We start from the raw sequence: 13,550 nt of genomic DNA on the forward strand, positions 1-13,550 counted from the left end.
TTAATCTTTGAATCCTCCCGGAATTGCGGGCATAATCCATTCAAAATCATTAGAAGAGTTGTTGGTATCCTGCAGTACACGTCTGCCGTCTACGATCCTGGCTACCTTTCGCATAAGTGCCTGTGAGCTATACGAGCCCAGGGGAACAAAACCAAATCCGGCATCCAGTTCAGGGCTTAACTTTTTCGGAATACGGCGGTCGGCAGTATTGGGTTGCGTCTCTACCGCATCTATTATGTATTTTTTAGGAACCCGGGTATACAAGGTTTTTCCTTCAATAGTTGTTTCTTTTACTTCCGCATATTTAGGCCACTTTCTGATATCTTCAGATGTCTTGAACAAGGCATAGCCTATACGACCGATATTGTCCATCATCATCGTTGCGCCAAAGCGTTGGATGACAATGAGGCTGGTTTTGCCCGGTGTCGGTATATCTATCAGGGATTCGGAGACTCCTTCTTCGAGATACGGCGTTGTAATGACTTCAAAATCAGCCTTGCTTAAGTCTACCGTGAGGTCCGGGCGGCTCACTTCATATACTTTTCCATTTTTATTTGTAAAAGGAGCTTTGTGGTTGATGGCACTTCGGGCTACGACAAGACCCTGACCCGGTTGTACAGGATAGGTATTTCCATTGCCGGGAAACATATAGATGGCTTGCGCGTACAGGTAATCTGTATTGGCATTGGCAGGTGCTACTTCAGTTCCTAATGCTTGTCTCCAGTCAAACTGGCCATTTTCAAGCAATTTTTCAGGCATACGGTATGTTGTGGAAAGCCTTCCGTAAACAAACATCATGCAGAGGCTGTCTGCATAGAGTACTTCATCAGAATTGTTGTAGATTTCAAAAAAGTTGTCCCGCAGAGAAGCGGCTTTATAGAGATCCGATCCTGCATAATACAGTTGCTTGATGACCCAGTCGCCGGGTACAGACTTGTGCAGGGTAAGGCTGATTTCATTCCGGTCGCGTGTCGGCAATATTTTGTAGCCATTCTCAGCGGCATTAAACGTGACTTCCCGTTTGCTCTTCTCGCCAAAAACCTGTTCGTATTCTGTTATTGAAAAATTTTTGACTACCTGTATATCGTATTTTCCGCTGCTAAGCTCCGGAATAAGTGCGATCCCGTCAGCATCCACTCTTGCTGAATCTTCTGCACCTGTAGTCAGATTTTTGAGATAGACGGTATAACCTTCTGTAGAGAGCTGCGGACGCTGGTATGCGGATTCGTATTGTACCCGTACCGCAAGGGTAGTGGCCTTCAGATCAGGTACGATATCTTTCTGACAGCCTGCGAATGTAAGGCATATTCCTGTCAGGATAAGACTGTAGATGTAAATATGTTGTATATATTTTTTCATGATGAGATGGATTAAAGTTTGAAACTGATTTCTCCTCCGAATGATGGCGGATCATTGAGTACAACGCGGTTTTCTGTACCAGGCACTATATAACTCGGACGCCAGTTGAGCATATTGAATACATTGAAAGAGAAGCGAAGGCGCTTGTTTATATCTTTGGTTACCCGCAGGTGTATATTTCCGTATTTGATGGCATGTCTCTCGTTTTCCCTTCTGTTGGAGGCCGATAATGTAGCAAGATGTCCGTATATCGGATTTTCAGGATCGTAGTTCTCTATAGAATGAAAATTGAACTTGTTGTCATAATATCCGATCGGTTCTCCGGAACGGCCATATTGAGTAGAGTGCGTAGTGATCGGAAAATCGGTGATCAGATTGATCATCAAAGCAAGTGAAGGAATATGTGTCTGGGAAGATAAAGTAGCTCTTATTTGTTCATTACGCCTGTTTTCAGGAGGAAAGACAGCAAAAATAGCCTCTTCTGAGAAATCTATTTTATCCAGTGAAGTATAGTTAAGATAGGGCGAACTGTCATAGTAATAAGAATTGGTATAGGCACTGCTGACGGTAAATGAAGTAGCCAGCCAATGTATTTTAGGTGTATTGGCCATTAACTCTATTCCGTAGTTTTCGGATTGCAGGCTATTGATGATTTGCGAATAAGAAGAAGTCTTTTTGGTACTGAGTCCGGTCGGACTATAGGTAGGACGGCCATTGGCATCCAGTTTATACTGATACTGTGGTATAATCCAATCTTTGAATATACTTTTTGTAGAGTAGCCGTCTTTACTGATCTTGCGATAAGCGGTCACCGATAGATTGACTTTGTTTTTATTATAGTGATACGATAGCTCCTGAGTATTGGAACGTGTGGGCTTCAACTGATTATTATTGGCGTAAGCCATATCTGCATATACCAGATAGAGCCGCAGATCCGGATCTTCACTTGGGTAATTGATAAGTGGTATTTTGAAATATACAGGTCCCGGATAGCGATGCGCCAGAGAAGGGGCTTTGGTGGCGTAGCCCCATGCAAAACCAAGGGTAGAATGCGCATTCAGCTCTAATCGTGTATTGACACGGGGAGAGAAACTCCATGCATCGCTTTGATTGTCTGCACGTATACCTATCCGAAAGTGAAGCGGCATGGAAGAAATACGGTATCTGAAAGCATCTTCTACATAGATGCCGGTATTGAGCATAGTTGGTACATTTTTATAATTGTAGCTTTGCTCTTTGGAGCTGGAAAACAGAGGACGTTCGAGATCGATAATCTGCCCCTGTCCTTTATTGGCAGATAAAAATGCATTTCCTCCCATACTGAGAGCATGGGTCGCTCCCCAGAAAGTTTTAGAGGCTGTCAGGCTCAGATTTGCATTTGCTGTTATCGGTTTTCCTTCTACAGAAGTGATACCGAGGTAGCTGCCGTTGGCCCATTGTGCTTCGTATATACCCGGAGATTTGATGTCTACATAGGGGAAACTCTCGTCATTGATCAGATATTGCATAGAAGAATATTGACGGCCGGCAGAGACGCCCATACTTAGATTCACCTGATCAAACCAGCTTTTTTCTTTAAACTGATAGGAAAGCCGGTCCGTAAAACTGACATTGAAATATTCAAATGTTGATTTGCGTTGTGCACGGTCATCCAGATCCAGTTTTGCTCCATCCAGATTACCGCTGATATTGAGGGAGAAATTGTTTCTGACCTGTCTTCTTGTCCCCATTTGTATGGTGTGGGTAAGCGATCCTGTAAGTCGTTTGTAGGCTTTGAGATTGTCACGCGGATCATTATTGGCCAGCAGATAGTTTCCGTTGAAATTTAGCGCTCCCAGTTTTCCGGGTAATATGATTCCTTTGCCTACGCTGTATTGAGAGGTTCCTTTACGAAAGGAAGTACGGAAATAATAAGGTGATTTACCCGCTTGTGTATTAATAATGACAGCTCCGTCTGCATAGTCACCGTATTTAGCTGAAGCCACACCGGAAATCACTTCAATACTCTCGATATTGTCAACGCCGATACTGCGCATATCTATACCGCCATAAGCATTGTCACCACTGGTTGTATTGCGGTTGTTGAGCCCGAGCCCGTATTCACCGGCAATGTAAGGATTGAGAAAACCATTGGCTGCAGGATTTAAGGATTGCATATTGGCGTTGTTGCTGAGTTGTACACCGTCCATATAATAACTGACGGAAAAGGCATTGTTGCGGCTGAAGATATCTGTGTCCCAGCTGTCTCCGGATACAGACCGCAGGGTCAACATATTGGTTTTTGCCATATTTGTTTCTGTCACTGATTTGCCGGGAAGCATATTCAGTACATCTGCAAGACTGATTGCCTGCGTATTCTCTATTGCTTCCCGATCAAATATAATGGATGAGTTGGATGATCTTTTGAGGTCACGTACAGCATCTACATCTACTACAGCTAGTTTCAGATCTGAATTGACCATTCGTATCTGTATTGTATCTGTATCGCGTTGAGGAGGAAGTTCTCTTTCTACGCTTTGCTTGCCAATGTAGGAAGCCAGGATTGTGAGCTTCTCATGAGGGGGCAGGGACAGTGTAAATCTTCCTTTTTCATCTGTATTTGTTCGTATCTGTAGCGCAGGTATCTGTAATGTAGCATAGGGAAGTGGTTGATCTGATTCATCAAGTATACTGCCGTTTACTATTCTTTTCTTCGGAGTCTTGACTGGCAGGTGTTTTGGTGCCGGTGTAAGGAGCAGAACTCCTTTAGACCAATTGTATGCTAATAGATCAGGATCTATAATCTGTGCAAGGTATTGCTCCAGCATGATGTTGCTGGCACTTAGAGTGACAGCAGGGTGCTGGCGCAAATCTGTCGGCAGATATATTATATTGATGCCGGATGTCTGCTGGATCTGAAGTAAGACACTGTTAAGCGGAGTAGGGCTTGTAATTTTTAGCGATATACGTTGATTTTGCGCATACCCCTGAAAGCTAATGATCAGACAGATCAATAGTATAGTTAAGGATTTGGTTGACATGAGGATTTAGTGTAGAATAAGTTGATTGGCTTCCAGAGTGATGCGGCTGTGACTGACCTTTGCTATAGCATCCAGGAGTGCAGGCAACTGAAGCTGATCTTTACTGAGGCTCAGGGTCAGCGCCGGATATGCAGCAGCAGGATTACTTTGTTTAAACGTTTTACCGTAGTATAGAGCTATACGGGATAAGGCCGTTTCAAGCGGAATTTCCTGAAATACCCATTTTCCGGACTGCCATGAAAATTCCTGTTCAGGATTGACCTCACGAACCTGTACTTTGCGGTCAGAGGGAGAGAATTGCAGGCGTTGTCCGGGATGCAGCATCTGCTGAAACGTACCGTGGTGGAATGAGATGAGTCCTTCTTTCAGTGTCACATACACTGTGGGACTGTAAGTATTGATATTGAAGTATGTTCCGAGTACTTCTATTTTACTTTCTTTATACCATACATGGAAAGGGCGGCTGGCATCATGACTGATAGCAAAAGATGCTTCTCCGGATAACAGATGTACCTCACGAATTGAAGTTTCAAACTGTGAAGGATAGCTGACAGAGGTGTTGCCGTTCAATATAAGTCTGCTGCTGTCGGTCAGTACAATTGTTTTGATTTCATGGGCTGAGGTAGTCACCGTAATCAGTTGCGGAGCATCGGAGGAATGTTTTAACAAGAAGTAGGAGAGGCTTCCTGAAATTATCAATACTGCAATTAATGTGGATAATAACCTGTTGGTTTTCTTGTCTTTCTGTTGCTTCTTGTGAATTCTTCCTTGAATATTATTCCAGGCTTTTTCTTTGTCAAATTCCATATGCTTTAAGGCTTTTATATCAGAGCCATTTCTCTATAGACCACGAAATAAAAAAAAGGGTGAAGGCTATTCACCCTTTTTTTTAATCTGTGGTCTTATGTATGTGAATGACCACAGATTAAATATTTATATATGCAATACCTAAACAAGAAATGGACGCTTGGAATTATCCTGGCGGTGACTATGCTGTCATGCAGCAAAAAAGATGTTATTGATGACGGAGGAAAAGAGCCTGAAGTAGAAATCCCTCAGAATTACTGGAAATCAATTTCTAACGGACAATCTCATAGTCTGGCGTTAAGTACCGACGGCGGTATTTATGTCTGGGGAGATAATACGGACGGTCAGCTTGGAACCGGTAATAAGGAAGCTGTAGCCAAGCCTGTCATATTGACGGGGACTCAGAAATGGAGCCAGGCACGTACGGGATACAGTCATAGTCTGGCTATAGCAACAGACGGTACACTCTGGGCATGGGGAGCAAATGCAGAAGGACAGCTTGGACTGGGGAATTTTGGCGAGGCTGTGACCATACCAACTAAAGTAGGTACGGATACAGACTGGTCTTCGATAGCAGTAGGAGGCGATTACAGTCTTGCTTTGAAGAAAGATGGAACACTATGGTCCTGGGGTAACCATCAGAGCGGACGTTTAGGAAACGGACAGACATCCGGAAGAACTACAGTACCTACAAAAGTGGGCGCTGCCAATGACTGGGTGAAAATATTTGCCTGGAACAATTGGGGATGCGGATTTGCCATTAAGAAAGACGGTACACTATGGGCATGGGGAACCAGCCAGAATTATATGTTAGGGACCGGCACTACTGCCAACCAATTGACTCCTGTAGAGGTCGGTAAGGGGAAGAAATGGAAAACAGTATCTTATGCAAGAAGCCGTAATACGCTTGCTATTGCAGAAGACGGTACAATGTGGGCAGTAGGTCGTAATAACAAAAATCTATTGCAACAAGGGAACTCTACGGCACAGGAAAACTGGGTACAGGTAGGTAAAGACAACGATTGGGAAGATGTATCTATCTTTAATTTAAGTGTATTGGCTGTTAAAAAGAATGGTGATCTGTATGGCTGGGGTACAAATACTTATGGCGAACTGGGAACAGGTAAGATCAATAAAAGCTCGACAGATGAAGAATCTGTGAATGAAATTACTAAGATCTCAGGAGTAAGCGGAGCAAAAGAAGTCCTGTTAGGATTTAATTTCTCCCTGATCCGTAAAGAGAATAACAAAAGTATCTGTATTGCGGGATCTAATCTGGGAGCTTTCCCATCTTTAGGAACAGGGAATGCTGCTTCAGCTCCTATACTGACACACGGCTGCGATATTACATTGTTCTAAATGGTGTAATAACCACTAAACAGACAGGCGTACTCCATTGGAGTACGCCTGTTTCTTTTGAATACTGTATGAAAATCAGTAAGTAGTCTTTTATTTTAATTTTGTCAATGCTTTAGCGTTTCTCAACAAAAAGATGTATTGAAAATAATCTGTAGCAAAGCTGTCTTTTTCAGGAACGATATTTTCTCCGAAAACCCTCGATTTTACGGTTATCAGATTCTGGGATTTAAAGTACGGTGAGTGCTGAGCATTGATTCTAAACAGTGTAATGGTATTAGGACTGCTCAAATCTTTCAGATCATTTATTCCCTTAACCAATTGTAAAGGACCATCTGCATTGACCCAATCAATTTTTTCATCTTTTGGTGTTGGAAATTGAGCATTTTTCGGAAGATACATCTCGCTGTCCAGCGTGTAACTGACAAAGCTGCTGACCTTTATGCCGGATTTCTTTAATTCGGATGCAAATGTCTCATTGCCTCCCTGGACTTTATTTTGTAGCGCATGGAAGAATCCGAAAAGGCCATAAAACTTTTCATTCTCCAGTTTCATTTCTTTGACCGCATTTTTGAAATTGACAAACATGACCGAATCTCTCGATACTTTTGATGCATCATCAAATCCCTTGTCAATTCCGATTACAGTGATTTTTAAAGAATCAGCCAGTTTTTGATTATAATCGTAGATATCACTCCATTTGTCAAATAACTCCTGACTTGATTGTTGAGGAATGCGTTTTTTTATAGCAGTGACAACTTCTTTGAGGTTGTTTTCATTTTTGGAACTGTCCTTCAGAAAAGCGGTTAATTTTTTAGCGGTCAGGCTATCCATTTCTGCTATGTAATACCTGACTCCAAGTCTTTTATTCAGAAAGAATAACAATTCTTTATCTAATTTTTGGTTATCTGCGTAGCCATGAATCTCCCCTAAAAGAAAAACGTTCGATTTGTAGAAGTCCTGATCAAATAATTCGCTGTTGATGGAATCTGTAATCTGCGATTTGTTTTTCGTCAGATAACTGATGTTGTCCTCATTTTTAGATCCCAGGAATAATTTATTACTGATAAAAAAGTAAAAAAATAAGATTAAACAAATACTGAGAATAGTGATAAGTGTGTACTTGATGATTTTTAAAAATGTCTTCATTCGTTTATTTTATTGATCAAAATTTAGGATTAGTAATACGAACTCTCCGTTATATAATATTGAAACTGTATCCAATACAGGCAAATAAATATGGTTACAGGATTCAATTTATCAACAGCTGGTAAATGTTATAAATCTTCGGTGAAAATACAAAAAAATGCGAATGCTTATAACAGTAATATTTTTTCAATGTGTTATCTTTTCTGGTAAATACAGATATCGTCTGTTACAGGATATGTCTGTATTTTTTTGTTGTATACTCTATAAAAGATAATATATTTGTGACAATAAGTAGCGGAATGTATTTGTTTTCGTTTAAGAAGACAATTGTATGTCTTGAATAACAAGATTTAGAGCGATCACACTTAAGCTATATCTTGATTTCTACAAATTTCAACTATCTTATTCCATTAAACACTAACTAATTATAAGAAGAGCAATATTTGTTTGAAGATTTATTGCTGTATTAAATTATGCGACCTTATTCCAAACATACTGAATCAGAACTGATGGCTTTAATGATTTCGGGAGATCATCATGCTTATCTGGAGATTTATGACCGGTATAAGACGCCTTTGCAACAGCATGCCTGGAAAAAACTGGGACATGCGCAGGATGTACAGGATGTCATTCAGGATATGTTTACTGAATTGTGGATCAAAAGAGAAGCTCTGCAATTAACGACAGGGTTATCCAACTATCTGTTTACAGCTGTTCGAAACCGTTCCCTGAATCAGATTTATAAAAGACGTAAAGAAGCACCTTATCTGGATTCTCTGGAAGAATTTATACGGGAAGGTAATTATCTGATTGACCTGCAGGTGCGGGAAAGGGAATTCAGAGAGTTAATTGAAAAGGAAATAGATAATCTCCCTCCCCGAATGCAGGAGGTATTCAGGCTGAGCCGTGAAGAAGGACTTTCTCACAAGCAAATAGCTTTGCGTCTGGGAACTTCTGAACATACCATTGCCAAGCAGATGACCAATGTACTCAAAGTACTTAGAAAAAAACTAGGCCCATTTTATTTTATTATATTTCTGATTATCTGATAGTTGTATTTATTTTTATTTTTTTCAGTTTTTCAATACTTGTTCCTCGCTGTTTATTTGTCATAGATAGAGAAGTCTAATTATATTTCTTCAATTAACCAATGAAAGAATCAGAAAAACTGCTGTTTAAGTATATAGAAGGGAAAGCTACCTCCCCACAACAGATTATCGTTGAAAAATGGTATGCTGATCTTGAAGTGCCAGATAATTCAGGGTTTACCGATCTGGAAAAACAGCAACAGCTTGATACAATCAGACAGCAACTTCCGGGATATAAAGTACAGCAAGTAACGTTGTGGCCGCGTATTGTGGTTGCTGTTTCTGTTCTTTTGATAATCACTGCAGGGATTTTTTATTATAAAAGTGCTTTTCAAATCGATCAGACTCATGCGCTGACACATGAGTCTGATATCTCTCCGGGGCATACAGGTGCAACACTCACACTCGCAGATGGCCGTAAGATTATACTCTCCGCTGCTGGAGCAGGTCAGATTGCAGAGGAAGCAGGAATGCGGGTAACTAAAACAGCGGATGGTCAGATCATGTATGAGATTCTTGAAGCAGAAGCCACATCTGATAAGACCAATACCTTATCCACTGCCAATGGACAAACCTATGTACTGACCTTGCCTGATCAGACAAAGATATGGCTTAATGCAGCATCCAGTCTTACTTATAATACAACCCTTTACAGCGAAGGCAAGCGACAGGTACAACTTCAGGGGGAAGCATATTTTGAAGTAGCTAAAGATCCCAAACATCCATTTATTGTAAAATCAGGGAGCCAGTCAGTAGAGGTACTGGGTACGCATTTCAATATTAACAGCTATGCGGATGAAGAAGCAATAAGCACCACTTTGATAGAAGGATCCGTACGTGTAGAAGAAGGTGAAAGAAAACGAATATTAAAACCCGGGCAACAAGCTGTCAATACAGGTACTGCTATGACAGTGCAAACAGTAGATACGGAAATTGCTGTAGACTGGAAAGATGGAGACTTTGTCCTGAATCATGTGGATTTTAAGTCAGCTATGCGAAAAATTGCAAGGTGGTATGATGTAGAGGTGATATATGATCCGAATGTCCCGGCAGATATAGAAACTGGTGGATGGATTTCCAGAAAAAAGAATTTGTCTGCTATTCTAAAATTAATTGAGTCATCGGGACTCGTTCATTTTAAAGTTGAAGGCCGTAAAGTATACGTTTCAAAATAAATTTACAGATACTGTTATTTATCTGTAAGACCTGAATAATAATATAAACCTAAAACAAATTATGATATGAAAATAGACGTTACATAAAAATCTGAGAAAAGAAACAGAACCAGAAGTGCTGGATACACCTCTGGCTGACATTTGGCCCAATCTTTTAAAAATTGTTAAACCTGGCAGCTGCCCGCTCTGTGGAAAGTAAAGGCATGCCGCTTATTAACCAAACGTAACAAATGTATAAAAAATATACCAATAAAATAGGTATGGCCATCCGGCGATACCATAGACTATTGCTTCTTATGAGACTCACCATTTTGCTGCTTATCGTTTCCCTTATGCAGGTAAATGCGGAGACATTGGCACAGCGTATCTCGATGTACAAACGAAACGCGTCTCTTGAATCCGTACTTAAAGAAATACGTAAACAGAGTGGCTACGATTTTTTTTATGACGGAAAGATTATCCCTAAAAATTATAAGGTAGATGTCGCATTGACAGGTTCTACAGTAGATGAGGCACTGGAAGTAACACTCAAAGGACTTCCTGTAGAATACAAGATAGAAAACCGTTCGGTAGTGCTTCGTCTTCGAAAAATTGTTCCTGAAATAAAAAGAGATGACCTTGTCAAAATTACCGGTACTGTAACTGATTCTATCGGTATCCGCATACAAGGGGTATCTGTAGCGAATAAAACCAATGGTTCAGCTACTTCCACGGATGCAGATGGTACATTCACCATAGATGCGAAAGAAGGCGATATACTGGTTTTTTCTTCCATAGGCTATATCCGGCAGGAAATCCGCATAGGTAATCAGACTCAGCTCAGCGTCATTATGAGACAAATGGAAAGTCAGCTGGATCAGGTAGTGGTAACCGCCTTGGGTATTAAAAAATCAACTAAGTCATTAACCTACAATGTACAGGAACTAAAGGGAGAAGAACTGACACGTAATAAGGATGCGAACTTTGTGAATGCTTTAACCGGTAAAATAGCTGGTGTGACGATCAACCCCAGCTCTTCAGGTATCGGAGGAGCTACCCGGGTAGTGATGCGTGGTACAAAGTCCATATCAGGAAATAATAATGTATTATATGTAGTGGATGGTATCCCAATACCGAATGCGAGTGGAGGTGCCGGTTCTACAGGTGCTTTTTCAGCCGTTGTAAGTGGAGAAGGTATTTCCAGTTTTAATCCTGAAGATATTGAGACTGTCACAGCACTTACCGGCCCTTCTGCTACTGCATTGTATGGTAACCAGGGAGCTAATGGAGTATTGTTGATTACTACCAAAAAGGGAACAGCGGGTAAAATGAGTATTAGTTTTTCCCATAGTTCTGACTTCTTTAATCCCTTTGTACTTCCTAAATTTCAGAACACGTATGGACAGGAAAATTCGCTGGAAATGGCAAGCTGGGGTTCAAAACTGTCTAGCCCATCTACTTATCAGCCCGGAGACTTCTTCCAGACTGGTCGTAATATATTTAATACTGTAAGTATTTCGGGGGGTACCGAAAAAAGTCAGACAATGATCTCCGCAGGTACAAACAATGCTGAAGGTATTATTTCCAATAATACATTTAATCGTTATAATTTTTATTTGCGTCACACGGCCAATCTTTCAGACCGGCTAACGATGGACTTCAATGCAATGTATGTGAGACTGGATGACAAAAATATGTTTGCTCAGGGACAATATCACAATCCTCTGTTACCAATTTATTTATTTCCTCCGGGGGATGATATTCGTAAGTATCAGGTCTACGAAAGATATGATCCGGACAGGCAGATTCCATTGCAATTCTGGCCATATAAAAATCAGGGACTTGGTATGGAGAACCCTTACTGGACTATCAATGCTCAAACCAATACCAACAAAACTGACCGTTATATGCTTAGTGCTGTGGCAAAATATAAATTTACCGACTGGCTGGACCTGACCGGAAGAGCACGAATGGACAACAGTAACAGTATTGCTGAATCTAAATATCCGGCTGGTACCGATCCGTTGTACATTTCAGCACTAAACTTCGGACTATACAGAGTAAATAACGGGGTTTCAAAAAATATATACTTAGACCTGATCGCTTCATCAAAACTCGCCATTAATGATAATTTAAATTTTAGTGGAAATATTGGAGGAAGTTATGCAGATGGTCGCTTTCAGGGAATGACTGCCGGGGGGCCATTAGTCAGATTAGCCAATTTTTACTCTATTGGAGAAAATACGGCAAATATTCCTGTTCAATCATTGGGACGTTCACAACTGCAGTCAGTTTTTATGACTACAGAGTTGGATTATAATAAATGGCTATATCTGAATGCAACCGGCCGCTATGAATGGCCTTCTCAGTTACCAAAGAAATTTGCAGCCAAATCATCTTATTTTTATCCCTCAATAGGTATTTCCGCAATACTCACTGATGTAATGCAAATTCCTGAAAGCATATTATCCTTTGCCAAGTTACGTTTTTCTTATGCGGAGGTAGGTGCTCCTCCGAGTGCAGGTATTGCCAATCCGTCATATTCTCTGACAAATCCTGACGCTTTCCGTCCACGTCCTTTTACAAATTATATGCCTGAGCGGACCCGGTCGCTTGAAGCGGGTGCAGAACTCAAATTCCTCCACAATAAACTCCGGTTAAATGTTACTGCTTATAAATCCAATACATTCAATCAGCTCTTGTCTGTTCCTAATCCAGAAGGCTCATTATATACCACTGACTATTTTAATGCTGGAGATATTCAAAATAAAGGTATAGAAGCAAATTTAGGTTATCAGTTTGATTTTAAGGGATTTGGGTGGAATACGAATGCTGTATTCACGTTAAACAGAAATGAAGTAAAACGCCTGGCAGAAGGATATGTAAATCCGGTTACAGGAGAGGTATTTGGCCGGGATAGCTTACGCTTCGGGACTGTGGGTAATGATCTGATAAATATGCTTACAGTAGGAGGGGGCATGTCAGATTTATATGTGACCCAAGTTCTGCGTGAAGATAATCAGGGTAATCTATGGGTGGATAACGGGATGATTAATAAAATGAAAATTCCTGCCCGTTATATTGGACATACAGTCCCTGATTATACTATAGGTTGGAGTAATAGTTTGAATTACAGAAATTTTGCACTCTCCTTTTTGATAGATGCCAGAATAGGTGGGGTGGGCATCTCCTATACGCAAGCCGTTATGGATGCCTATGGTGTGTCTCAGCAATCTGCAATGGATAGAGACAATGGTGGTGTGTCAATATATGGCAGTAAATTTTCAGATGTAAAGCAATTCTACAATACTATAGGAGGGGCTTCAGGTGGAGAAGTTGGTATGGCCGCATACTATGTATATAGCGCAAGCAACGTGCGTCTGAGAGAAGCCTCATTAGGCTATACAATACCAATAAAGTGGTTGGGCGCAAGGATTCGTAATATTCAACTGACTCTAACCGGACGTAACTTGTTTATGTTTTATAATAAATCTCCTTTTGATCCCGAATCTACTTCGTCCACAGGTACATATTATCAGGGAATAGACTATTTCCGTCAGCCCAGTTATAGAAGTTTTGGTTTTAGTTTAAAAGCTCAATTCTAAATTATTGCTAAA

General features: G+C 40.8%; 8 protein-coding genes. 4 read left to right on the forward strand and 4 right to left on the reverse strand.

Annotated elements, in window-relative coordinates; all coding sequences use genetic code 11:
* Genes HMPREF0766_RS05910 through HMPREF0766_RS05920 form a run of 3 tightly spaced genes read right to left on the reverse strand, consistent with a single transcriptional unit; the run spans position 1 to position 5,186 of the window.
* Positions 1 to 1,359 (reverse strand): DUF4876 domain-containing protein, encoded by a 1,359-nt coding sequence (locus HMPREF0766_RS05910; RefSeq protein WP_002994595.1) that lies wholly within the window; start codon positions 1,357 to 1,359, stop codon positions 1 to 3.
* Positions 1,360 to 1,370: 11 nt separating this feature from the next.
* Complete coding sequence (locus HMPREF0766_RS05915) at positions 1,371 to 4,379, reverse strand: TonB-dependent receptor (RefSeq protein ID WP_002994596.1); 3,009 nt, start codon at positions 4,377 to 4,379, stop codon at positions 1,371 to 1,373.
* A 6-nt stretch (positions 4,380 to 4,385) separates the two neighbouring features.
* Positions 4,386 to 5,186 carry a FecR family protein gene (locus HMPREF0766_RS05920; protein WP_002994597.1) on the reverse strand — a complete coding sequence of 267 codons (801 nt, stop codon included), beginning with the start codon at positions 5,184 to 5,186 and terminating at the stop codon, positions 4,386 to 4,388.
* A gap of 132 nt (positions 5,187 to 5,318) precedes the next feature.
* On the opposite strand from HMPREF0766_RS05920, the gene HMPREF0766_RS05925 reads away from it, so the two are divergent.
* Positions 5,319 to 6,545: an RCC1 domain-containing protein gene (locus HMPREF0766_RS05925; RefSeq protein ID WP_002994599.1), complete on the forward strand. Its 1,227-nt coding sequence runs from the start codon at positions 5,319 to 5,321 to the stop codon at positions 6,543 to 6,545.
* 90 nt (positions 6,546 to 6,635) lie between these two features.
* On the opposite strand, the gene HMPREF0766_RS05930 is transcribed toward HMPREF0766_RS05925, so the two are convergent.
* Positions 6,636 to 7,691: a hypothetical protein gene (locus HMPREF0766_RS05930; protein WP_002994600.1), complete on the reverse strand. Its 1,056-nt coding sequence runs from the start codon at positions 7,689 to 7,691 to the stop codon at positions 6,636 to 6,638.
* Between the two features lie 473 nt (positions 7,692 to 8,164).
* On the opposite strand from HMPREF0766_RS05930, the gene HMPREF0766_RS05935 reads away from it, so the two are divergent.
* The 3 genes from HMPREF0766_RS05935 to HMPREF0766_RS05945 all read left to right on the forward strand — a co-directional run bounded on the left by HMPREF0766_RS05935 (position 8,165) and on the right by HMPREF0766_RS05945 (position 13,538).
* Positions 8,165 to 8,740, forward strand: coding sequence for an RNA polymerase sigma factor (locus HMPREF0766_RS05935; RefSeq protein WP_002994602.1), 576 nt, complete (start codon positions 8,165 to 8,167; stop codon positions 8,738 to 8,740).
* A gap of 101 nt (positions 8,741 to 8,841) precedes the next feature.
* A complete protein-coding gene (locus tag HMPREF0766_RS05940; RefSeq protein WP_002994603.1) occupies positions 8,842 to 9,954 on the forward strand; it encodes a FecR family protein in 1,113 nt (370 codons plus the stop codon).
* A gap of 296 nt (positions 9,955 to 10,250) precedes the next feature.
* A complete protein-coding gene (locus HMPREF0766_RS05945) occupies positions 10,251 to 13,538 on the forward strand; it encodes a SusC/RagA family TonB-linked outer membrane protein (protein ID WP_037459634.1) in 3,288 nt (1,095 codons plus the stop codon).
* Positions 13,539 to 13,550: the final 12 nt, after the last annotated feature.

The organism is Sphingobacterium spiritivorum ATCC 33861 (assembly GCF_000143765.1).
GTDB classification, from domain to species: domain Bacteria; phylum Bacteroidota; class Bacteroidia; order Sphingobacteriales; family Sphingobacteriaceae; genus Sphingobacterium; species Sphingobacterium spiritivorum.

Excerpts from the sequence above, each read along its gene's own strand:
- HMPREF0766_RS05910 (WP_002994595.1), bottom strand. The coding sequence starts at position 1,359 with ATGAAAAAATATATACAACATATTTACATCTACAGTCTTATCCTGACA.
- HMPREF0766_RS05920 (WP_002994597.1), bottom strand. The coding sequence starts at position 5,186 with ATGGAATTTGACAAAGAAAAAGCCTGGAATAATATTCAAGGAAGAATT.
- HMPREF0766_RS05930 (WP_002994600.1), bottom strand. The coding sequence starts at position 7,691 with ATGAAGACATTTTTAAAAATCATCAAGTACACACTTATCACTATTCTC.
- HMPREF0766_RS05945 (WP_037459634.1), top strand. The coding sequence starts at position 10,251 with ATGAGACTCACCATTTTGCTGCTTATCGTTTCCCTTATGCAGGTAAAT.
- HMPREF0766_RS05935 (WP_002994602.1), top strand. The coding sequence starts at position 8,165 with ATGCGACCTTATTCCAAACATACTGAATCAGAACTGATGGCTTTAATG.
- HMPREF0766_RS05940 (WP_002994603.1), top strand. The coding sequence starts at position 8,842 with ATGAAAGAATCAGAAAAACTGCTGTTTAAGTATATAGAAGGGAAAGCT.
- HMPREF0766_RS05925 (WP_002994599.1), top strand. The coding sequence starts at position 5,319 with ATGCAATACCTAAACAAGAAATGGACGCTTGGAATTATCCTGGCGGTG.
- HMPREF0766_RS05915 (WP_002994596.1), bottom strand. The coding sequence starts at position 4,379 with ATGTCAACCAAATCCTTAACTATACTATTGATCTGTCTGATCATTAGC.